We start from the raw sequence: 22,973 nt of genomic DNA on the forward strand, positions 1-22,973 counted from the left end.
CTCGCCCGGATGGCCGAAGGCCATCACGCGGCGACATGCCCGGCCCGCTTCGACGAGCTTTGGTGTTGCGAGAGGCAGCGGGCGAGGCAGGCCTCGCCCCTACGAGCCCGATTACCGGATCAGATTCTCAATCGGCATCAATCGCCAGGCGGCGGAGTCCAGCTCGCGGGGTGGAAGTGCGTCGCCCCCGGGCGGGCGAAGAGGGTGGGGAGCACCGGGCGCAGCCAGGCCGCCAGCGGGAGCGCCGCCGCCCCGGCCTCGCTCCAGAAGCGCGCCTCCAGGGTTTCGCGGCCGTCGGGGCGGAGCGCTCCCCCGCGGACGGCGCACTCGAAGACGGTCATGACGTACTGCGCCTCGTCGCCGCTCGGGTAGCGCACCACGAACCCCGGCCCGCCGTACACCGCCAGCACCCGCACCGGCTCCACCACGAGCCCCGTCTCCTCCCACGCCTCCCGCGCCGCCGCGTCCGCCGGGCGCTCGTCGGGCTCCACCGTCCCGCCGGGGGTGGACCACACGCCGCCGTCGCGCTGCCGCACCAGCAGGAGCTCGCCGGCCGCGCCGTAGACGATGGCGGTCGCCGAGGGGAGCACCAGGCGCGCGGGGCCGGCCCGCGCGCGCAGCTCACGGAGGTAGGGCGAGATCGGCATCGTCCGGCCCGGGAAGGATCGCGGGTTCCTGCGGCATCGTGGACGAAGATGGCGGCGGGGACGTCCGTTCGCACGCTCCCGGCCCGCTCCCGCGGTCCCGCAGGCTGTCCCCTGTGCCCTATCCCCTCTCCGGCGGCCCCAATCTTTCGGATCGTGGGCCCGCGGCGTAGATTCCCGCCGTTTGCAAAGCTGCTACGCGCGAGACGCTTCACGACATAGAAGGGGACACGGAAGGGACGATGGAACGGTACTTCGACGAGAACCACCTGATGATCCGCGACATGGTGCGCGACTTCGCCCAGAACGAGATCGCGCCGGTCGCCGCGGAGCTCGACCGCTCGTCGGAGTTCCCCTGGGAGAACGTCCGCAAGATGGGCGAGCTGGGGCTCTTCGGCATCCCCTGGCCCGAGGAGCTGGGCGGCTCGGGGATGGACGGCGTGGCCTACATGATCGTGATCCACGAGCTGGCCAGGGTCGACGCCAGCCACGCCATCACGGTGAGCGCCCACACCACGCTCGGCACCTCGCCGATCGTCAACTTCGGCACCCCCGAGCAGAAGGAGCGCTACGTCCCCCTGCTGGCCGCGGGGACCGTGCTGGCCGGCTTCGGGCTCACCGAGCCGGGCGCCGGCAGCGACGCCGGCGGCACGCAGACCACGGCGGTCAGGGCCGACGGCGGCTGGGTGCTCAACGGGAGCAAGATCTTCATCACCCACGCGGGCGTCGGCGAGGTGTTCGTGGTCACCGCGCAGACCGACCGGTCGAAGGGCACGCACGGCATCACCTCCTTCATCGTCACCAAGCCCACCACCGACCTGGAGAAGGCGCGCGAGGTCGGCGTCGGGCACTCCGACCAGCTCCCGTTCACCGAGGGCGTGCGGGCGGGGAAGAAGGAGGACAAGATGGGGTGGCGCGCCTCCGACACGCGCGAGCTGATCCTGGAAGACGCCTTCGTCCCCGACGAGAACGTGCTGGGGCAGCCGGGCGAGGGGTTCGTCAACTTCATGAAGACGCTGGACGCCGGCCGCATCGGGATCGCCGCGCTGAGCCTGGGGATCGCGGAAGGGGCGTTCGAGCAGGCGCTCCGCTACGCCACCGAGCGCAGGCAGTTCGGCAAGCCGATCGCCGACTTCCAGGGGCTGCAGTTCATGCTGGCCGACATGGCCACCGAGATCGAGGCCGCGAAGCACCTGGTGTACCACGCCGCCTGGCTGCGCCAGCAGGGGCGGCCCTACACCCGCGAGGCGTCCATGGCCAAGCTCTTCGCCAGCGAGGCGGCCATGCGGATCACGACCAAGGCCGTGCAGGTGCACGGCGGCTACGGCTACACCCGGGAATACCCGGTGGAGCGCATGATGCGCGACGCCAAGATCTGCGAGATCGGGGAGGGGACCAGCGAGATCCAGCGCCTGGTGATCGCCAGGAGCCTCCTCCGCGAGCTCAACCAGTAGAGACCACCCGTCCCCGCGCCGAACGCCCGGGGCGGACGAGAACGAGGCAGCATGACCCGAACGAGGCTGGACGGAGGGCGCCCCCGCGCCCTCCGCGCGCGGCCCATTGCACCGGTGCGTCGGGAGCCTGGCGCGCCCCCCGGGACCCCGGAGGCGGCGTGAAGCGCGAGATCCTGATGAACACCACCGCCCGCGAGACGCGCGTCGCCATCCTGGAGGACGACGTGCTGGTCGAGCTCATGGTCGACCGCCCCGACGCCGCGCGCATGGTGGGCGACCTCTACAAGGGCCGCGTGGAGGCGGTCCTCCCCGGCATCCAGGCCGCCTTCGTGGACATCGGCACCGAGAAGGCGGCCTTCCTGCACGTCTCCGACGTGGCCGTGGAGGACGACGACGAGGAGGACGACGACGAGGCCGAGGCCGGCGGCGGCGACGAGGCCGGTAACGGCGGCGGCAACGGCGGCGGCAACGGCGGCGGCAACGGCGGGGGAGGGAAGCGCTCGCGCCGCTACCCGCCGATCCAGGACATCGTCAAGAAGGGGCAGGACCTGCTGGTGCAGGTCTCCAAGGAGCCGATCGGCACCAAGGGGCCGCGGGTGACCGCCCACGTCTCGCTCCCGGGGCGCTTCCTGGTCTACATGCCCGGCAGCGACCACGTGGGTGTCTCGCGCAAGATCGAGGACCGCGAGGAGCGGGCGCGGCTGCGGACGCTCGCCCGCGAGATCCTGCCGAGCAAGGCGGGCGGGGTGATCGTGCGCACGGTGGGCGAGGAGCTCACCCGCGAGACCTTCGAGCGCGAGATGAAGAGCCTGATGGGGCTCTGGAAGCAGATCCAGCGCAAGGCCTCGCGCTCGCGCGCCCCGGCGGTGGTCCACCGCGAGGCCAAGCTGGTGGCGGGGATCATCCGCGACCTCTTCAGCCAGAAGGTCGACTCGCTGATCGTCGACTCTCCCCAGGTGTTCGAGGACGTGAAGCAGTACCTGGAGCAGGTGGACCCGTCGCTCATCGAGCGGGTGAGGCTGTACCAGGAGCCGAAGCCGCTCTTCGACGCCTACGAGATCGAGAGCGAGATCCGCGACGCCTTCCAGCGCCGGGTGAACCTGCCGTCGGGCGGCTACATCATCGTGGAGCCCACCGAGGCGCTGGTCTCCATCGACGTCAACACCGGCCGCTACACGGGGAAGAAGGACCCCGAGAAGACGATCCTCAAGACCAACCTCGACGCGGCGCGCGAGATCGCCCGGCAGCTGCGCCTGCGCGACGTGGGCGGGATCATCGTCTGCGACTTCATCGACATGGAGTCGAAGCAGAACCGCGAGAAGGTGCTGCAGGAGCTGAGGGCGCACCTCTCGCGCGACCGGGCGCGCACCAAGGCGTTCCAGGTGAGCGAGCTGGGGCTGATCGAGATGACGCGCCAGCGGGTGCGCCCCTCGCTCTTCCAGATCCAGACGCAGGCCTGCTCCACCTGCGGCGGGACGGGCCGCATCTTCACCCCCGAGACGGTGGTGCGCCGCATCGAGCGCGCCATCCGCCGCGTGGGCGCCGAGGCGAAGGAGAAGTCGCTCGTGGTGCGCGTGCACCCCGAGGTGGCCCTCTACGTGATCGAGGAGGAGCCCGGCTTCGGCAAGACCCTGGAGAAGGCGCTGGGGGTGAAGGTGGCCGTGCGCGACGACCCCCTGATCGCCCAGGACGACTTCCGGCTGATCTCGGCCGGCGGGCACCAGGACCTGTCGGCGAAGTTCAACCTGGGGTGAGTACGGAAGTACGAGAGTACGGAAGTACGAAGTACGAAGTACGAGGTACGGCAGTGATTTAGTCCTTAGTCCTTAGTCCTTAGTCCTTAGTGCTTAGCGTGAACGGCCTCTCTTCCGCCGCGGCGGGGGAGGGCCGTTCTCTGTGTCCTCTGTGCCTCTGTGTGAGTCCATGCAGTTTTTCGCCGGGGCGGGGCGAAGCCCTCCCGCTGGCGGCGGAATCGTGTTATCTTGTTGCCATTGATGCGGTTGCGTGGTTTCGCCGTGGCGGGGGCCGCGGAGGAGCGGAGCGGGCGCCTTCGGGGGCGCAAGTGCCGCTGATCCGGTGGTTTCCGCGCGCCGCGGGGTTGACAGGCGGGCGATTTCTGGCGAAATTACCCGTCTTGTCTGTTTCTGGGGCAGCACTCCGTTTTCGTCACGGGAGTCACGGGAAACCAATGTACGCCATCATCCGCACCGGCGGCCGCCAGTTCCGGGCCGAGCCGGGGAAGACGCTTCGCCTTCCGTCGCTCGACGTCGAGCCGGGCCAGCAGGTCCAGTTCGGCGAGGTGCTCCTGGGTGCCGACGGCGACACCATCAAGGTCGGGAAGCCCGTGGTGGATGGCGCTTCCGTTACGGCCGAGGTGGTCCGCCACGGCAGGGGCGAGAAGATCGTGATCTTCAAGCACAAGCGGCGCAAGAACTACCGCCGGAAGCAGGGTCACCGGCAGGGCTTCACCGAGGTGAAGGTCAACGACATCACGCTCGGCTAACAGGAGGTACGCACCATGGCTCACAAGAAGGGCGGCGGCTCGACCCGCAACGGCCGCGACTCGAACGCCCAGCGGCTGGGCGTGAAGAAGTTCGGCGGCGAGTTCGTGCTCGCGGGCAACATCATCGTCCGCCAGCGCGGCACCAGGTTCCACCCGGGCAACAACGTGGCCCGGGCCAACGACGACTCGCTGTTCGCGCTGGTCGACGGCACGGTCGCGTTCGGCCGCAAGGACAAGAAGCGCAAGAAGGTCTCCGTGGTCCCCTTCGAGGCGGCCGAGACCGAGGCCGAGGCGACCGAGCTCGCCGCGGACTGACGGCGCTTCCGCCGCAGCACAACGAAGCCGCCCCGGCACTCCAGCCGGGGCGGCTTCTTCGTATGCCAGCGCGAGGAGGCCGGGTCGTCCGCACTCTCGTACTCTCGTACTCCCGCACTCCTCCCGTACTTCCTGCGCTCACCCCCGCGGCGAGAATCCTGCAACGGGGAACCGCCGTCCGATCCGTCGATCCACCAGAGACTTGCAGAGACCGCAATGCCCGCTGAGAGGCCCGCTTCCGCCTGGCCGCCGCGCTCGCCGAGCGACTTCCCGCGCCTGTCGCAGCTCCCCGCGTACGTGTTCGCGCAGGTGAACGCCGAGAAGCAGGAGCGCATCGCCGCGGGCGAGGACGTGATCGACCTGGGGATGGGGAACCCCGACCTGGGCACCCCCCAGCACATCGTCGACGAGATGGTGGAGCACGCGCGCGACCGCAGGCACCACCGCTACAGCGCCTCGCGCGGCATCTACGGGCTGCGCGACGCCATGGCCGAGCACTACCAGGCCCGCTACGGCGTGGAGGTGGACCCCGAGACCGAGGTGGTGGTCACCATCGGGGCCAAGGAGGGGATCAGCCACCTGATGCTGGCCGTCCTGGACCAGGGCGACACGGTGATCGTCCCCTCGCCGGCGTACCCGATCCACTACTATTCCGTCGTCTTCGCCGGGGGGAGCGTGCACTCCATCCCCCTGGTGGGCGACGACGAGGGGTTCGTGGAGGGCGACGCGCTCCTCTCCGCCGTGGAGGAGGCGTGCGGCTCCACCTGGCCGCGGCCGAAGGCGCTGGTGCTCTCCTTTCCCAACAACCCCACCACGCTCTCGGCCCGGCGCGGCTTCTTCGAGCGGGCGGTGGAGCTGTGCAGGCGCGAGCGGCTCCTTCTGATCCACGACTTCGCCTACGCCGACTTCGCGTTCGCGGACGAGCCGCCCAGCCTGCTTTCCGTCCCCGGGGCCAAGGAGATCGGGGTGGAGTTCTTCTCGATGTCGAAGTCGTACTGCATGGCCGGGTGGCGGGTGGGCTTCTGCGTGGGGAACCCCGCGCTGGTGGGCGCGCTCACCAAGATCAAGAGCTACCTGGACTACGGGATCTTCCAGCCGATCCAGATCGCGGCCGCGCACGCGCTGCGCGCGGGGCAGGAGTGCGTGGGCGAGACGCGCGAGACCTACCGCCGCCGCGCCGACGCGCTGATCGAGGGGCTGCACCGCGCGGGGTGGCCTGTCCCCCCGCCGCGCGCCACCATGTTCGTGTGGGCGCCGATCCCCGGCGAGTTCGTGGGCCTGGGGTCGATGGAGTTCGCGCGCCACCTGCTGCGCGAGGCGGGCGTCGTCGTCTCGCCCGGCGTGGGCTTCGGGCGCGAGGGGGAGGGGCACGTGCGCTTCGCCCTGATCGAGCCCGAGGAGCGCCTGCGCGAGGCGGGCGAGCGCATCGGGCGGGTGCTCCGGCGCAAGGCGGCGTAGCGCTTTCCCGGTCCGGACCGGCCTGGCTCCGCTTCCGACCCGTGCGCCCTTTCCGCGGCCTGGGAGAAATGCCCCGCGCGGCCCGCACACCCCCGGCCCCGGCACGGGGACACGCCTGTCCGAAGCTCCACCGTCCGCGGTCCGGCAGCTCCTCGAATCCTTCCGTTTCCGGCGCAAACGCTTGATTCCGCTCCCGGGCCCGCGGCGCGGGACGGCCTAACTATCGACTATCCCTTGACGTCCGGCCCCCGGTGAGAGAGATTGAGGCCTCGTAGTGCTACGCCCCGGCGGGTCAGCTCGACCCGCCCGGGGGTGTGGTATTCTCCCCTCCCGGCCAAAACCCCCCTCACGACCCGGCGCCGAGCCCTATCGGCGTCCGCTCACGGCCCGGCCGCCGATATCCCGACCGCTTTACCCCGGAGCAGTTATGAGCCTCAGCCATCGTTCGTTCACCGCCGCGGGCCTCTCGCTCTTCGGCCTGGCGGTCGTCTTCGCCGCGTGCACCGACGACGGCGGCTCGCCGGTGGGGCCGCAGCCGGTCCCGCCGGGGGGCCCCCTGGCGGAGGTCGCCTCCATCGAGTGCCGGGCGAACATCCGGGGGATGGTGGTGGTCTGCAAGGACCCGTCGCCCTCGGCCGGCGGCGCCTCGGCCCAGCTGCTGGGGAACCAGAACGTGAACGTGCGGCTGACCTCGAGCAACATCGCGGTCTTCGCAGACACCTTCGCCTTCGACGTCGTCATCACCAACGTGCTGCCGCAGCCCGACGACGGGCGCGTGCAGCGGCTGGGCGTGGACAGCATGGGCGTCGCCGGGGAGATGCGGGTGGGCTTCTCGGTGGGCCCGGTGGTGCTGGGGAGCACCGGCGGGAGCATGGACGTGGCCAACGAGGACGGCACGGACATCTTCACCTACACCGACCAGCCGTACTTCACCTACAACGCGGTGCTCGACTCGGGCCAGACCTCGCCGGCCCGGCGCTGGAAGCTGCGCTTCGACCCCCAGGTGCAGGAGTTCTTCTTCCGGGTGATGGTCAAGACGCCGCTCTCGCTGCCGAACGGCTGGGTGAACGTGGAGCCGGACTCGAGCCTGCTCGCGCCCGGCGAGACCGTGCAGCTCACCGGGACGCCGAAGAACTTCATGGGGGTGGACTCCGTCGGGACCATCGCCTGGAGCTCGAACAACACCGCGGTGGCCACGGTGGACCCCAGCAGCGGCCTGGTGACGGGGGTCGGGGGGGGGACGGCCATCATCACCGCGACGGCCCCCGTCGCCGCCTCGCCCGTGAACCGCACCGGGACGGCGAAGGTGGTGGTCGTGGTCCCGACCCCCCCGGCCACGCTGCGCGGCGACACCATCGACGCCATCACCAACGTGACCGTGGGGCTGCCGGCGCCGCGGCTCAAGACCAAGATCACCGACCCCGACAACAACACGGTGATCCTGACGGAGACGGTGACCACGGCCCAGGGCGGCGTGGCGCGCATCGACTCGAGCGGGGCCTACGACTACCTGAGCCCGGCCGGCTTCCCCGGCGGGCAGGACTCGTTCCGCTACCACGTGAACGACGGCGGGCGCCCCGACTCGGCCACCGTGGTGGTGAACGTGGCGTCCTCGAACTACTGGTACGTGCAGGCGGGCGCCAGCGGCGACGGGCGCGACCGCTTCCCCTTCGGCTCGCTGGCCTCGGCGGTGAGCGCGGCCGCCACGGGCGACTCCATCTTCGTGCTGGCGAACGGCGTCACGCAGCTCGACGGGCCCGGCGTGCTGAAGGACGGCCAGGCGCTCATCGGGCAGGGGATCCCCACCGGGTACTCCACCACCCTGAACGGGCAGACGGTCACCATCCTGGCGGCCGGCGCGGCGCCGGGGCTCACCCGCACCGACGCGGGCCCCACCATCACCCTGGCCCAGAACAACACCGTGCGCGGCGTGGGGATCACCGCCGCCGACGGCGCGGCGATCCTGGGGAGCAACTTCGGCACGCTCACCGCCTCGGACCTGGGGGTCAACCCGCGCGGGCCGGCGCTCGACCTCACCACCGGCACGCTGGCGGCCAACTTCGCGCTCCTCTCCTCCGACAGCAGCAACACCACGGGGATCTCGCTGGACGGCGTGGGCGGCACGCTCTCGGCCGCCGGCGGGCTGATTCGGCACCCCGACGGGATCGCCTTCCGCGTCAACGGCGGGAGCCTCACCTTCAGCTACCCGGGGCGCATCCAGAACACGCTCGACTCGGCCGTCGTGGTCACCAACCTCGCGGGCGGGGCGATCACCCTGGCCGAGAACGTGGAGGACGCGGGCGGCGGGATCGTCGTCGCGGGCCTCACCGGCGGCAGCGTGACCTTCGCCGACTCGATCTCCCTCACGGGGAAGGGGATCGACGTCCACAACAACACGGCCGGCGCGATCGCCTTCAACGGCCTGGCCAAGACGGTGAGCACCGGCGCCAACGCCGGCGTGGCCCTGGCGAGCAACAGCGGCGCCAGCGTCGCCTTCGGCGGCGGCGGGCTCGTGATCACCACCACCGGCGGCGCGGGCTTCAGCGCCACCGGCGGGGGGCTCGTCTCCGTCACCGGCGCCCTGAACACGGTGGCGACCGGCACGGGCACGGCCGTCACCCTGGACGCGGTGAACACCGGCGGCAGCGGCGTGGTCTTCCACAGCGTGTCGGCCAACGGCGCGGTGAACGGGATCAAGCTCACCGGCGTGACCGGTGCCGGCTTCCAGGTGACCGGCGACGCGGCCACGCCGGCCTCGGGCGGCACCATCCAGTCCACCACCGGCCACGGGGTGGAGCTCTCCACGCTGAGCGGGACCACGGTCGCGCTGCGCTTCCTGGACGTCACCGGCGCCGGTGCGGGCGGCAACGCCGGGATCTTCACCTCGGCGGTGGACAGCCTGGTGGTGCAGGCGGTGAACGTGTCGGCCACCGGCGGCCCGGCGCTCAGCCTGGCCAACTCGAAGCTCGTCGGCACCTTCGCCAGCCTCAGCTCGGCCAACAGCGCCAGCAGCGGGCTGATCCTGAACACCGTCAGCGGCACCTTCTCGGCCGCGGGCGGCAGCATCACCAACCCGACGGGGACCGCCGTGGCGGTGATCGGCGGCACGGTGTCGATGAGCTACGCGGGGAGCATCACGCAGCCGAACGCCGCGGCGCTGCTCTCGGTGACGGGCGGGCACTCCGCCGGGACGCTCGCCTTCGGCGGCGCGCTCTCGGCCACCAACGGCACCGGCCTGCAGTTCGACAACGCCGACGGCACCTACAACATCACCGGCACCACCACCCTGAACGGCGGCGACGCGGGCATCGACGTGCTGAACGGCTCCGCCGGCACCTTCGACATCGCCGGGAGCGCGGGGACGGCGAGCATCACCAACCCCACGGACCACGCGGTGCGGGTGTTGGGGAGCGCGCCGGCGTTCACCTACGGCGGCACCCTCACCAAGAACAACAACATCAACACCGGCATCCTGGTCCAGAACAACACCGGCGGCACGATCGCCTTCACCGGCTCCTCGAAGGTGGTGAGCACGGGCACGGGGGTCGCCGTGAACGTGCTCAACAACACCGGCGCAACGATCAGCTTCGGCGGCGGCGGGCTGGCGATCACCACCACCACCGGCGCCGGCCTCGCCGCCTCGGGCGGCGGGACGCTGCAGGTGACCGGCGCCAACAACACGGCGGCCTCCACGGGCGGCACGCCGGTGAGCCTGTCGAACATCGCGCTGGGCGCGTCGGGGGTCACCTTCCACAGCGTCTCGGCCACGGGCGGGACCAACGGCATCCTGCTGTCCAGCCTGACCGGCGGCGGCTTCCAGGTGACGGGCGACGGGGTCACGGGCGGCTCCGGCGGCAGCATCAGCGGCACCAGCGGGCACGCCGTCTCGCTCAGCGTGACCGTGAACACGGCGCTCAACTTCATGAACGTGACGGCCGGGGCGAGCGGGAACGCCGCCGTCTTCGGCCTCAGCTTCGGCACGCTGTCGGTGAACGGCACCACGCTGGCCGCGACGAGCGGCCCGGCGCTCAACCTGGGGACGGGGACGCTGAACGGCACCTTCGCCAGCATCGGCGGCACCCTCTCGGGGGCGATCAAGGGCGTGCTGCTGAACACCGTGGCCGGCAGCTTCACGGTGAGCGGCGGCACCCTGGCCGGCGGCACCGACTCGCTGATGGTGGTCCGTAACGGGACCGTGTCGGCCACCTGGCAGGGCAACCTCACCCAGAACAACCAGCAGCCGCTCCTGGCCGTGGTCGGGCACGCCACCGGGACGCTCACCTTCAGCGGGACCGTGGCGGCGAACAGCGGGACGCCGGCGGGCGGCGTGCTCACCGGCCTGCTCTTCCACAACGCCGACGGGAGCTACGCGTTCAACGGCACCACCACGCTCCAGGGCGGCGGGCCGGGGATCGAGATCCTGCAGAACTCGGACGGGGTGTTCACGTTCGCGGCCACCGCGAGCGTGAGCAACCGCACCGCGCCCGCGCTGCGGGTGCTCGAGACGTTCCCCGCCGGCTCCCTGGCCGGCAACCCCGCGGTGGTCTACGCGGGGAGCATCAGCCAGAACGCCACCAGCTCGCGGCCGGTGCACGTGGAGGGCGTGAACGGCGACTCGGTGGTGGTGACGGGGGGCATCACCAGCACCCACTCGGGGATCCTGGTGCAGAACAACTCCGGCGGCCGGATCGCCTTCCGCGGCGCGACCAAGACGCTGAACCTGCCGGCCACCCGTAACGGCGTGACGCTGACCAGCAACACGGGCGCCACCGTCGAGTTCACGGGCGGCGGGCTGGCGATCACCACCAGCGGCACCGGGAAGGGCTTCGACGCCACCGGCGGCGGGACCGTGATCGTGGCCGGCGCCGGCAACACGATCACCGCCGCGGGGGCCGAAGCGCTGAACGTGGTGAACACCACCATCGGCAGCGGCGGGCTGACGTTCCAGAGCATCTCCGCCAACGGCGGCGTGAACGGGATCGTGCTGAACAACACGGGCTCGAGCGGCGGGCTCGTGGTGGCGGGCAACGGCGGGAGCTGCTCGATCGCCACGCCGACCTGCACGGGCGGGCTGATCCAGAACACCACCGGCTCGGGGGTGCAGCTCACCTCCACCAGCGGCGTCTCGCTGACGCGGGTGCGGATCCAGAACTCGGGCGCGCACGGGATCGACGCGAGCGCGGTGGCCGGGCTGACGCTGAACACGAGCTACCTGGAGACGAACGGGAACGGGGTCAACAACATGAACGGGCTGAACCTGGTCAACGTGACCGGGACGGCGCTGATCGACGCGACCACGTTCCGGGGCGCTGCGGAGAACCTGGTGCAGGTGGCGAACGCGAACACGAACCTGACCTTCACGGTGCAGAACGGGAGCGTGTTCGAGTTCCCGAACCCGAAGAACAGCTCGTTCGCGAACTCGGCGATCCAGATCCGCCCGACCGGGACGTCGGTGATCTCGGCGTCGGTGCAGGGGAGCACGTTCAAGAACATCGTGAACACCTCCTTCGACTTCGGCAGCGATCCGGCGGCGACGACGACGCACACGGTGACGTTCTCGAACAACACGCTCAGCGTGGACGTGGGGCTGAACGTGCTGTGCTCGGCCAACCCGCAGTGCCGTGCCGGTCTGATCAACGTGAACAGCCTGGGGGGGACGACGAACTTCGTCTCGACCGGCAACACGTTCACGCGGGTGAGCGGCGACGGGGTGTACCTGATGGGCGCGGGGAACACCTCGACCCTGAAGGCGCGGGTGGAGACGAACAACATCAGCAGCACGCTGGACGACGGGTTCGAGATCGGCCTGAACCAGAACGCGCGGATGATCCTGCAGTTCAACGGGAACACGCTGACGAACATCGGGGCCGACGGGTGGGAGGTGGCCTCGGGGGAGACGAACGCGGCGAACGGGACGGGCGCGCTGGCGGACATGGACCTGGTGCTGACCAACAACACGGTGAACGGCCACACGCAGGGATCGCAGCCGTTCGTGGGTGCGTTCGGGGTGTTCCGCTTCGGCGACGCGGACCAGCTGCTGTGCCTGGCGATGACCGGGAACACGGTGACGGGGACGCCGTCGGGGTTCTTCGACGTGTACCTGGACGGGAACTTCGGGGGGCTGGGCGGGACGATGACGTACGAGCGCGCGGGGGTGGGCGCGCTGACGGCGGCCGAGGTGGTGGCGGACAACCCCGGGGTGACGCTGGCGAACGTGGCGGTCTCGGCGGTGAGCAAGTCGAACGGCGCGCTCTGCCAGCGGCCGGGGATCTGATCGGGCAGGGACCGGCGGGCGCCTCCCGGGCGTCCGCCGGCGCAGCATCGTCGTGAAGGGCCGCGGCCGGCGGGCGCTCCGCCGGCCGCGGCTCCGGCAGTCCTCTCGAACGGTAGTCTCCCCCGACATCGGTCTGCAGGACCGGCGCGCTCGCGCCGCGCAGGACCGGAAGGCCGCTCCACGGTGGCGCGCGCCCGCCGCTCGCGGCTTTCCGCACGGGTGCAGTTCACTCTCCAACCGGTCCCCAGTGCGGGACCCGAACCCGAAGGAGGAGTGATGTCGGAACCCTTCCTGAGCGAGATCAAGATCGTCTCGTTCAACTTCCCACCCAAGGGGTGGGCGCTGTGCAACGGGCAGCTCCTGCCCATCAACCAGAACCAGGCGCTCTTCGCGCTCCTGGGGACCACCTACGGCGGCAACGGGCAGACGAACTTCGCGCTGCCGAACCTGCGCGGCCGGGTGCCGATCCACTTCGGCAACGGCCAAGACCTGGGCGAGGCGGCGGGGAGCACCAGCGTCACGGTCAACATCCAGCAGCTCCCGACGCACACGCACGGGGCGTCGGCCGTCTCGGACCTGGCCGACAACCCCTCGCCGGCCGGCGCGTTCCTGGCCACGGTTGACCAGACCGTGTTCCAGGCCGTCTACCTCCCCCCGGGAGGCCTCGTCGCCATGGCCCCGCAGGGGGTGAGCAGCGTGGGCGGCAGCCAGCCGCACAACAACATGATGCCCTACCTGGTGCTGAACTTCATCATCGCACTGCAGGGCATCTTCCCCTCGCGCAACTGACCGGAGACGACCTCCCATGGCGCAACCCTACGTGGGCGAGATCCGGATGTTCGCCGGAAACTTCGCCCCCAACGGCTGGATGTTCTGCGAAGGCGCGACGCTCCCGATCTCCGAGAACGAAGTCCTGTTCCAGCTGATCGGCACCACCTACGGCGGCGACGGCGAGGAGACGTTCAACCTGCCGAACCTGGCCAGCCGCATCCCGATCCACATGGGCACCGGGCCCGACGGCACCACCTACCAGATCGGGGAGATGGCCGGCACCGAGCAGGAGACGCTCACCGTCCAGCAGATCCCGGCCCACTCCCACGCGCTGCTGGCGTCGGGCCTGGCGGCGGGCGACCTGGCGGCCACCGACAACGTGACGGCCACGCCCACCACCAAGCGGATCTACGCTCCGCCCAACTCGCCGGTGGCGATGAACCCGGGCACGGTCCAGCCCGCCGGCGGGAGCCAGCCGCACGAGAACACGCAGCCGTTCCTCTGCATCAACTTCATCATCTCCCTGTTCGGGATCTTCCCGAGCCAAACCTGAGGAGCGACCGCCCATGTCCGATCAGTTCCTCGCGGAGATCCGCATCTTCCCGTTCAACTTCCCGCCCACGGGGTGGGCGTTCTGCAACGGGCAGCTCATGCCGATCTCCCAGAACACGGCGCTCTTCGCGCTGCTGGGCACCACCTACGGCGGCGACGGGAAGAGCACGTTCGCGCTTCCCAACCTGCAGGGGAGCGCCCCGATGCAGCCGGGGCAGGGGCAGGGGCTCTCCCTGCGCGACCTGGGAGAGCAGAGCGGGGTGGAGAGCATCACGCTGCTGCAGTCCGAGATCCCGGTGCACACCCACGTCCTCCAGGCGCAGAACACCTTCGGCAACACCACCGCTCCCGCCGGGGCGCTGTGGGCCCGGCCGTTCGGCGGCGGGAACCTGTTCAAGACCTCCGGGGCGGTGGTGAACATGAGCTTCCAGATGCTCGCGCCGGCCGGCGGGGGGCTGCCGCACAACAACATGCAGCCGTACCTGGCGCTCAACTTCTGCATCGCGCTGCAGGGGATCTTCCCGCAGCGTCCGTAGAAACGCACGGAAACGCGGGGCGGGGCGGTCTCCGGACCGCCCCCTTCGCGCCGCCGTCTGCACAAAATGTCCGGAAGCGAGAGCTTCTTCGTCTCGTTTCGGGACAGCAGGACCCGGTCTCTTCTGCCCGCGAGCACCCCACTCCCCACGATCCGCATGGACACCACGACGGGGGCGCTGAGCCTGCGCCCGATCCGCGACCAGGACATGGACTTCCTGCTGCGCCTCTACGGCACCATCCGCGCCGACGAGTTGGAGCGGGTGCCGTGGACCCCGGAGCAGAAGGAGGCGTTCGTGCGCCAGCAGTTCACGGCGCAGCACGCCTGGTGGACCGAGCACTACCCCGACGCCAGCTTCGACCTGGTGCTGCTGGACGGCGAGCCGATCGGGCGGCTGTACGTGGACCGCTGGGAGCGGGAGATCCGCATCGTGGACATCGCCCTCCTTCCCGAGCACCGCGGCGCCGGGATCGGCACGCGGCTGCTCCGGCGGGTGTTCGCCGAGGGCGACGCGGCCGGGAAGCCGGTCAGCATCCACGTGGAGGTCTTCAACCCCGCCCGGCGCCTGTACGAGCGGCTGGGGTTCGAGTACCGCGGGGAGACGGGCGTCTACCTGCTGATGACGCGCCCGGCGGCCGGCGCGGCGGCGGGGTGATCCCACGTCGCCGGGCATCGTCCCGGCTCCGGGCGGAGCAGGCCGGATCACACGGAGGAGCGGGGACTTCGGTCCTTCTGCTCCTCCGTTTCTCTACGGGGTCCGGGGAAAGCCTTTTCTCACACGGAGTCGGCAGAGTCGACGGAGGCGTTCTCCGCTGACGCTGCCGACTCTGCGTGATATGAGATCCGATGTTCCCCGGATCCGGCGCGAGTCTTTTCGGGATCGCCCCCGGACGATCCCCTGCGATGTGATGAAGCGCGGACCCCCGCCCCGGGAGCGCGCCTCGAGTTTGTAGCGCGCGCGCATCATCGGCGCGGCGAGTATGGGGCGCCTGCACCTCACTCCAGCCTTCGCACCGTGAAGCGGACGGACCACGGCCGCTGCTGGCAGATCAGGTAACTCTCTGTCACGTGAGCACTTGCGCGTCCGATGGCGCGGCGCCCGGAGCACGCCGGCATCGGTCTGCTTCTTGCCCTCCCGCGGCCCGCCGGGAAAATACTCGCCGATCATCCCTCTTCGTTTCTCACGGTCCGGAGCCTCCCGGCGTCCGCCCCTCCCGACAAACGGCACCCCGGCCGCGAGGCCGGTCCGCAAAGCCCTGGGTCTCGCGTTCCGCGAGACAGCCCGGCTGCCGAACGAGGACTCTCCCTCCGGCGCTTTCCGCCGGCCTCATCCCTGTTGGGAGGCAGTCCCATGCGGTCCTCTCTCCTCCTCGCCGCCGCGCTCGCCCTGGCGGCGTGCCAGCTCCCCCCGAAGACCCCGACCGAGTCCACCGCGGCCGACGCCGCGAAGCTCGAGGCTCCCGCGGAGGCCAGTTCGGCGGCCGCGCCCGCGGAGCAGGGGTCGAGCCTGTGCGCGGCGTACCAGCGCCAGCTCGCCGACTCGCGCGCCTCCCTGGCGCGCGCCCCGCGCGACGCGTCGCTCGCCCAGGACGTCGCCACCTTCCAGGCAGTCATCGCAGACGCCTGCAACTGAGGCCAACATGAGCCGCTCTTCCCTCCGGGCCGCCGCGCTCCTCGCGGCGGTCTTCGCCGCCCCCTTGCTTGCTTCCGGGCTGGCCGCGCAGAAGGCGCTGGTCGTCTGCCCCCCGGCCGACGCCGCGGGGTGCGACCGCGTGGCCCAGCAGCTGGCGCTGGCCACCACGACGGGATCGACCCTCGCCTTCCCCGGCGGCGTGGACAAGCGCTACACGGAATTGCGCACCATGACGCTGGCGCAGCTGCAGCAGTACGCGGCCGTCTTCGTCCCGTCGCTGGCCAACGCGCCGTACGACCTGCTGCGCGAGCCGGGGGTGCAGACGCGGCTGGCGCAGGTGCTCACCGGGCGGGTGGCGGTGTGGTCGGGGACGCCCGACCGGGGGACCATCTCGGGGACCAGCGCCGGGAAGCTGACGCTGATCCAGAACCTGGGGCGCTGGGCGGCGGGGCAGTGGGGCGACGGCCTGACGGGGCTGGTGGTGCTGCAGGACTTCTCGGACCTCCGGCCCGACGGCACCTCGCCGCGCTACGACTGGGTGCAGGGGATCTCCGGGGCGCAGGTGGGGCCGGACCTGGCGGTGCGCAGCTACGACCAGGTGGAGAAGAACGCCGCCAACCCTGCGGCGTCGGCGATCGTGGGGAGCCTGGCGTACACGAACATGGCCTCGTTCGGCCTCTCGTCTCCCGCGCCGGGGGGGCTGGTCGGCGCGTGGGGGCAGACGGTGCAGGCGAAGAAGCTGGTGCGCGGACAGATCGTGCTGGAGACGTTCACCCGCCCGGCGCCCTCCAGCGCGGTGGTGGGCTCCGCGGGCGGCACGTTCCCCTTCGTGGGCGGGAAGGTGGTGATGGGGTTCCCCGCCGGCGCGCTGGCGGAGGACTGGAGGATCTCGGTGTCGCCGGCCACGGTCTCCGCGGCCGGCTACGTCGCGAACACGGCGTACAGCTTCGGGCCCTCGGGGCTCACCTTCGCGCTCCCGGTGTCGCTCACCATCAGCTACGACGACGCGAACCTCCCGCCGGGCGCGAACGAGGCGAACCTGGTGATCTGCGAGTTCAAGGCGAGCGCGTGGAGCGAGGTGCCCGGCAGCAGCGTGAACACCACGGTGAACACGGTCACCGCTCCCATCTCGCACTTCAGCCGGTACGCGGTCTTCACCGAGGGCAGCTGCGGCGGCGACACGGGCGGAGGAGGCGGCGGGGGCGGCGGCGGGAAGCCGGTGGGCTCCGTCGCGGTCGCGCCGCCGTCGGCCAGCGTGGCGGCGAAGGGGTCGCAGCTGCTGACCGCCACCGTGCTCGACAAGCAGAACAACCCGCTCCCGGGGATCGCCGTCACCTGGAGCAGCACCAACGGCGGCTCCTTCACCACCACCACGGGGACCACGAACGCCTCCGGGCAGGCGACCACCACCTTCACGGTCGACTCCGTGGCGGGCGTGGCGCACGTGGTGACCGCGGCGGCGTCGAACAAGTCGGGCACCTCCACGCTCACCGTGGTGGCGGGCGCGGCGGCGAAGCTCGCCTTCACGCAGCAGCCGACGAGCACGGCGGCGGGCTCCGCCATCACCCCGGCCGTCCAGGTCGCGATCCGCGACGCCTACGGGAATACCGTGACGGGCGCCACCGACAACGTGACGGTGGCGATCGGCACCAACCCGTCGGGCGGCACGCTGTCGGGGACGGCGACGGTGGCGGCCGTGAACGGCATCGCCAACTTCGCGGACCTCGGCATCGACAAAGTAGGCAGCGGCTACACGCTCACCGCGGCGGCCTCGGGGCTCACGGGCGCGACGAGCAGCGCCTTCGACGTGACGGCGGGCGCGGCGGCGAAGCTCGTCTTCGCGCAGCAGCCGACGAACACCACGGCGGGCGCGGCGATCGCCCCCGCGGTGACGGTGGAGGTGCAGGACGCGCTGGGGAACGTGGTCTCGGGCGCGACGAACAGCATCACGCTCGCCATCGGCACCAACCCCTCGGGCGGGACGCTGTCGGGGACGGCGACGGTGGCGGCGGTGAACGGGGTCGCCACCTTCTCCGACCTCAGCATCGACAAGACGGGGACGGGCTACACGCTCGCCGCCTCGTCGTCCGGGCTCACGGGGGCGACGAGCAGCGCGTTCGACGTCGCGCCCGGGGCGGCGACGAAGCTCGCCTTCACCGTCCAGCCGTCGAACACGTCCGCGGGCGCCAGCATCACGCCGGCGGTGCAGGTGACGGTGCAGGACGCAGCGGGGAACACGGTCACCGGGGCATCGAGCTCGATCACCCTGGCCATCGGGACCAACCCCTCGGGCGGCACGCTGTCGGGGACGGCGACGGTGGCGGCGGTGAACGGGGTGGCCACCTTCTCCGACCTCAGCATCGACAGGGCGGGGACCGGCTACACGCTCACGGCGTCCGCCTCCGGGCTCACCGGGGCGACGAGCGGCGCGTTCGACGTCACGGCCGGAGCCGCGGCGCAGCTCGCCTTCACCGTCCAGCCGACGAACACCACGGCGGGGCAGGCGATCACCCCCGCGGTGCAGGTGGAGATCCGGGACGCGCTGGGGAACCCGGTCGCCACCGCGACCGACAACGTCACCGTCGCGATCGGCGCCAACCCGTCCGGCGGGACGCTCTCCGGCACCACGACCGTGGCGGCCGTGAACGGCGTCGCGACCTTCTCCACGCTGTCGATCGACAAGGCCGGGACGGGCTACACCCTGGCGGCCAGCTCGGGGAGCCTGACCGGGGCGACGAGCAGCGCGTTCGACGTCGCGGTCGGCGCGCCGGCGACCGTCGTGGTCGCTCCGGCCCGGGACACCATCCCGGCCGGGGGGACGGCGGGCTTCACCGCCACGGTGACGGACGCGTTCGGGAACACCATCCCGAGCCCCACGGTCGGCTGGAGCAGCAGCAACCCCGCAGCCGCGACCGTGAGCCCCGCGACGGGGACGAGCACGACCGCGACCGGGGCCAGCCCGCTGGCGGCGGACGACTCCACGCAGATCGTGGCGACGAGCGGCTCGGCCTCGGGGAGCGCCGTGCTGCTGGTGCTCGCCGTCTCGCCGCCCGACGCGAAGGACGACGCCTTCACCGTGAACGCTGGGAGCAACCTGAGCGGGAGCCTGTTCGCCGACAGCGGGAGCGGCGCCGACAACCTGGGCCAGCCCGCGGCCACGCTGACCTCCTTCGGCGGCGGGAGCCTGGGCGGGACGGTGACCTCCAACGCGGCCGGCGCCGGCGTGGCGCTGGCGGGCGGCACGCTCACGGTGAACGCCGACGGCACCTTCTCGCTGAACGGCGCCACCACGGGCGGGACCTTCACCTTCCAGTACCGCCTCACCAACTCGCAGGGGACCGACGACGCCACGGTGACCATCGTCGTGCGGCGGGCCCCGGACGCGAAGGACGACGCCTTCACCGTGTCGCCGGGCGCCACGCTGAACGGCGACCTGACGGCGGACAACGGGAGCGGGGCCGACGACCTGGGCTCCCCGGCTGCGACGGTCGCCAGCTTCGGCGGCGGCTCGCTGGGCGGGACGGCGACCTCCAACGCGGCCGGCGCGAGCGTATCCCTGGCCGGTGGCACGCTCACCGTGAACGCGAACGGGAGCTTCTCGCTGGCCAACCCGACGACCACGGGCACCTACACCTTCCAGTACCGGCTGACCAACGCGGCCGGCTCCGACGACGCCACGGCCACCATCGTGGTGCAGCGGGCGCCGGACGCCAAGGACGACGCCTTCACCACGGTCGTGAGCACCACGCTGAACGGCGACCTGACGGCCGACAACGGCGGCGGCGCCGACGACCTGGGCGACCCGGCCGGCACGCTGACCTCCTTCGGCGGCGGGAGCCTGGGCGGGACGGTGACCTCCAACGCGGCCGGCGCCGGCGTGGCGCTGGCGGGCGGCATGCTCACCGTGAACGCCAACGGCACCTTCTCGCTGGCCAACCCGACCACGGCCGGGACCTACACCTTCCAGTACCGGCTGACCAACGCGGCGGGTACCGACGACGCGACGGTGACCATCGTCGTGCAGCGGGGCCCGGATGCGAAGGACGACAGCTTCACCATGCTGCCGGGCGCCACGCTGAACGGCGACCTGACGGCGAACAACGGGAGCGGGGCCGACGACCTGGGCTCCCCGGCCGCGACGGTCGCCGGCTTCGGCGGCGGCTCGCTGGGCGGGACGGCGACCTCCAACGCGGCCGGCGCCAGCGTGGCGCTGGCGGGCGGGACCCTCACGGTCAACGCCAACGGCACCTTCTCGCTGGCGAGCCCGACCACCGCGGGCACCTACACCTTCCAGTACCGGCTGGCCAACGCGGCCGGCAGCGACGACGCCACGGTCACCATCGTGGTGCAGCGGCCGCCCGACGCGAAGGACGACGCCTTCACCACCACGACGGGCTCGACGCTGAACGGCAACGTGACGGCGGACAACGGCGGCGGCGCCGACGACCTGGGCGACCCGGCCGGCACGCTGACCCACTTCGGCGGCGGGAGCCTGGGCGGCACGGTGGGCTCCAGCGCGGCCGGCGCCAGCGTGCCGCTGGCGGGCGGCACGCTCACGGTCAACGCCAACGGCACCTTCTCGCTGGCGAACCCGACCACGGGCGGGGTCTACACCTTCCTCTACCGGCTCACCAACCCGGCGGGCACCGACAGCGCCACGGTGACCCTCACCGTGCAGGCGCCGCCGGTCGCGGTGGCCGACTCGGCCGCGAGCGCCAGCGCGCCGGGCAGCGCGTTCCACACCGCGCTCGACGCCACGCTCGTCGCGCCCGCGGGCTCCACGCCCGGCCTGCTGGCCAACGACATCCTGGGCTTCCCGGCGGCCACGCTCACCCACTTCGGCGGCGGCACGCTCGGCGGCACGGTAACCAACGCCGCGGGGAGCAACGTGGTCGTCGACGGGCACTCGCTGACCGTCAACGCCGACGGGAGCTTCACCTACACCCCGAAGACGGGCTTCACCGGCTACTTCACCTTCCAGTACCGGATCGCCAACGGGGCCGGCAGCTCCGAAGCGACCGTGAAGATCGCGGTGGGCGTGCGGCCGACGGCGACCTCGAGCACGTACACGCCCACGCTGGTGGGGAACGTGCCGATCAACACCACCACCAGCACCGGCTTCACGGTGACGGCCGCGGGCGACCAGCCCACCTACGACGTGACCGGAGCCACCGGCGGGGTGGCGGTGATCCACACCGACCGCACCTTCGAGTTCACCCCGAGCGCGGGCTTCACCGGCGCGGCGAGCTTCACCTTCACGGTCACCAACGGCTTCGGCACCAGCTCCGTGGCCACGGTGTCGCTCACGGTGGGCACGCCCGTCTGGTTCGTGGACGCCGCGGCGGGCGCGGGCGGCGACGGGCGGAAGGGGACGCCGTTCAACTGCCTGGTGGGCGCCAGCGGCTGCTACAACGGCTCGGCGAACCTGGCGGGGCACGTCGTCTACGTGGCCTCGGGGACGTACTCGGGCACCGGCGCGCTGGTGCTGAAGAACACGCAGCGGCTGATCGGCCAGGGCGCGGCGGGCGTCTTCGCCACGCTGGCCGGCCTCACCTGGCCGGCGGACGCGGGCGCGCAGCCGGCCACCGGCGGCGCCGCGCCCACCCTCGCCTCCGCCAGCGGCAACGGGATCACCCTGGGCAGCGGCAACGTGCTGCGCGGCTTCGTGGCCGGGGGCGCCCCGGGCGCGGCGATCGCCGGCTCGACCGTGGGCACGCTGACGGTGGCGGACGTGAGCATCAACAACGGCTCGGGGCGGGCGCTGGACCTGACCACGTCGGGGACGCTGGACGCCGCCTTCGGCAGCATCTCGGCCACGGGCGGCACCGGCAACGGCATCAACCTGGTCAACCAGGCCGGCACCCTGACCAGCGGGACCACCAGCATCACCAACCCGAGCGGGACGGGGATCCACGTGCAGGGCTCCGGCGGGTTCTCGTTCGGCACCACGACCGTCGGCAAGGGCGGCTCGAGCGGGACCGGCGTGCACCTGCAGACCAACTCGGGGACCACCACCTTCGGCTCGCTCGCGATCACCACCAGCAGCGGCACCGGTCTCTTCGCCTCGAGCGCCGGGACGCTGAGCATCGGCGGCGGCACGGTGAGCGCCACGGGCGGGCCGGCGGTCGACGCCACCAGCACCACCTTCAGCGGGGCGGGCTTCTCCAGCACGAGCTCGTCGGGGAGCACGGGGCGGGGGATCAGTCTGACGAGCGTGAGCGGGACCGTGAACCTGGGCTCAGGCTCGATCGCCACGGCCGCCGCCGAGGACTTCCTGGTGAGCGGCGGCACGGACGCGATCAACTACGCCGGCAGCATCACCAACACCGCCAACCGGTCGGTCTCCATCTCCGGGAGGACGGGCGGGACGGTGACCCTCTCGGGCTCGATCAGCGACACGGGCACCGGCATCCTGGTGCAGAACGGCACCGGCGGCACCATCGCGTTCTCCGGCGCCACCAAGGTGCTGAGCACGGGCGCCAGCGCGGCGGTGACGCTGTCGAGCAACACGGGCGCCACCATCAGCTTCGTCGACTCGCTCAGGATCACCACCACCAGTGGCGCCGGCTTCAGCGCCACGGGCGGGGGGACGGTGACCGTGACGGGGGCGAACAACTCCATCACGTCGACGACCGGCACCGCGCTGAACGTGGCGAACACCACCATCGGCGCCTCGGGCCTGACCTTCCGGTCGATCTCGGCCAACGGCGGCGTGAACGGGATCGTGCTGAACAACACGGGCTCGAGCGGCGGGCTCGTGGTGGCGGGCAACGGCGGGAGCTGCTCGATCGCCACGCCGACCTGCACGGGCGGGCTGATCCAGAACACCACCGG

The 22,973-nt window shown here is 71.6% G+C and carries 13 protein-coding genes and 1 riboswitch; of the genes, 12 read left to right on the top strand and 1 reads right to left on the bottom strand.

The annotated features are described in order from the left end of the window. Nucleotides 1-137 precede the first annotated feature (137 nt). The gene (locus tag VF746_09460) at nt 138-647 is read right to left on the bottom strand and encodes an NUDIX domain-containing protein (GenBank protein HEX8692634.1); all 510 of its coding nucleotides are present in this window, start codon (nt 645-647) and stop codon (nt 138-140) included. Between the two features lie 239 nt (nt 648-886). On the opposite strand from VF746_09460, the gene VF746_09465 reads away from it, so the two are divergent. The 12 genes from VF746_09465 to VF746_09520 all read left to right on the top strand — a co-directional run. Continuing rightward, complete coding sequence (locus VF746_09465) at nt 887-2,098, top strand: acyl-CoA dehydrogenase (GenBank protein ID HEX8692635.1); 1,212 nt, start codon at nt 887-889, stop codon at nt 2,096-2,098. A 158-nt stretch (nt 2,099-2,256) separates the two neighbouring features. Further along, nucleotides 2,257-3,852 (top strand): Rne/Rng family ribonuclease, encoded by a 1,596-nt coding sequence (locus tag VF746_09470; GenBank protein HEX8692636.1) that lies wholly within the window; start codon nt 2,257-2,259, stop codon nt 3,850-3,852. Nucleotides 3,853-4,286: 434 nt separating this feature from the next. Further along, nucleotides 4,287-4,601, top strand: a complete 315-nt coding sequence (rplU, locus tag VF746_09475; GenBank protein ID HEX8692637.1) for a 50S ribosomal protein L21 — start codon at nt 4,287-4,289, stop codon at nt 4,599-4,601. Nucleotides 4,602-4,616: 15 nt separating this feature from the next. Continuing rightward, nucleotides 4,617-4,916 (top strand): 50S ribosomal protein L27, encoded by a 300-nt coding sequence (gene rpmA / locus VF746_09480; GenBank protein HEX8692638.1) that lies wholly within the window; start codon nt 4,617-4,619, stop codon nt 4,914-4,916. A 216-nt stretch (nt 4,917-5,132) separates the two neighbouring features. Next, entirely contained in the window at nt 5,133-6,374 is a 1,242-nt protein-coding gene (locus tag VF746_09485; protein HEX8692639.1) for an aminotransferase class I/II-fold pyridoxal phosphate-dependent enzyme, read from the top strand. A 427-nt stretch (nt 6,375-6,801) separates the two neighbouring features. After that, nucleotides 6,802-12,648 (top strand): hypothetical protein, encoded by a 5,847-nt coding sequence (locus tag VF746_09490; protein ID HEX8692640.1) that lies wholly within the window; start codon nt 6,802-6,804, stop codon nt 12,646-12,648. 276 nt (nt 12,649-12,924) lie between these two features. Further along, nucleotides 12,925-13,437: a tail fiber protein gene (locus VF746_09495; protein ID HEX8692641.1), complete on the top strand. Its 513-nt coding sequence runs from the start codon at nt 12,925-12,927 to the stop codon at nt 13,435-13,437. A 16-nt stretch (nt 13,438-13,453) separates the two neighbouring features. After that, nucleotides 13,454-13,972 (top strand): tail fiber protein, encoded by a 519-nt coding sequence (locus VF746_09500; GenBank protein ID HEX8692642.1) that lies wholly within the window; start codon nt 13,454-13,456, stop codon nt 13,970-13,972. A gap of 13 nt (nt 13,973-13,985) precedes the next feature. Then, on the top strand, nt 13,986-14,507 hold the full coding sequence (locus VF746_09505) for a tail fiber protein (GenBank protein ID HEX8692643.1): 522 nt from the start codon (nt 13,986-13,988) through the stop codon (nt 14,505-14,507). Between the two features lie 156 nt (nt 14,508-14,663). Then, nucleotides 14,664-15,161 (top strand): GNAT family N-acetyltransferase, encoded by a 498-nt coding sequence (locus VF746_09510; protein ID HEX8692644.1) that lies wholly within the window; start codon nt 14,664-14,666, stop codon nt 15,159-15,161. A gap of 558 nt (nt 15,162-15,719) precedes the next feature. After that, nucleotides 15,720-15,800: riboswitch (cyclic di-GMP riboswitch) on the top strand. Nucleotides 15,801-15,857: 57 nt separating this feature from the next. Continuing rightward, nucleotides 15,858-16,139, top strand: a complete 282-nt coding sequence (locus VF746_09515) for a hypothetical protein (protein ID HEX8692645.1) — start codon at nt 15,858-15,860, stop codon at nt 16,137-16,139. Between the two features lie 7 nt (nt 16,140-16,146). Further along, nucleotides 16,147-22,973, top strand: a 6,827-nt coding sequence (locus VF746_09520) for an Ig-like domain-containing protein (GenBank protein HEX8692646.1), incomplete at its 3' end; no start/stop codon positions are given.

Source organism: Longimicrobium sp. (genome assembly GCA_036389795.1).
Taxonomy (GTDB): domain Bacteria; phylum Gemmatimonadota; class Gemmatimonadetes; order Longimicrobiales; family Longimicrobiaceae; genus Longimicrobium.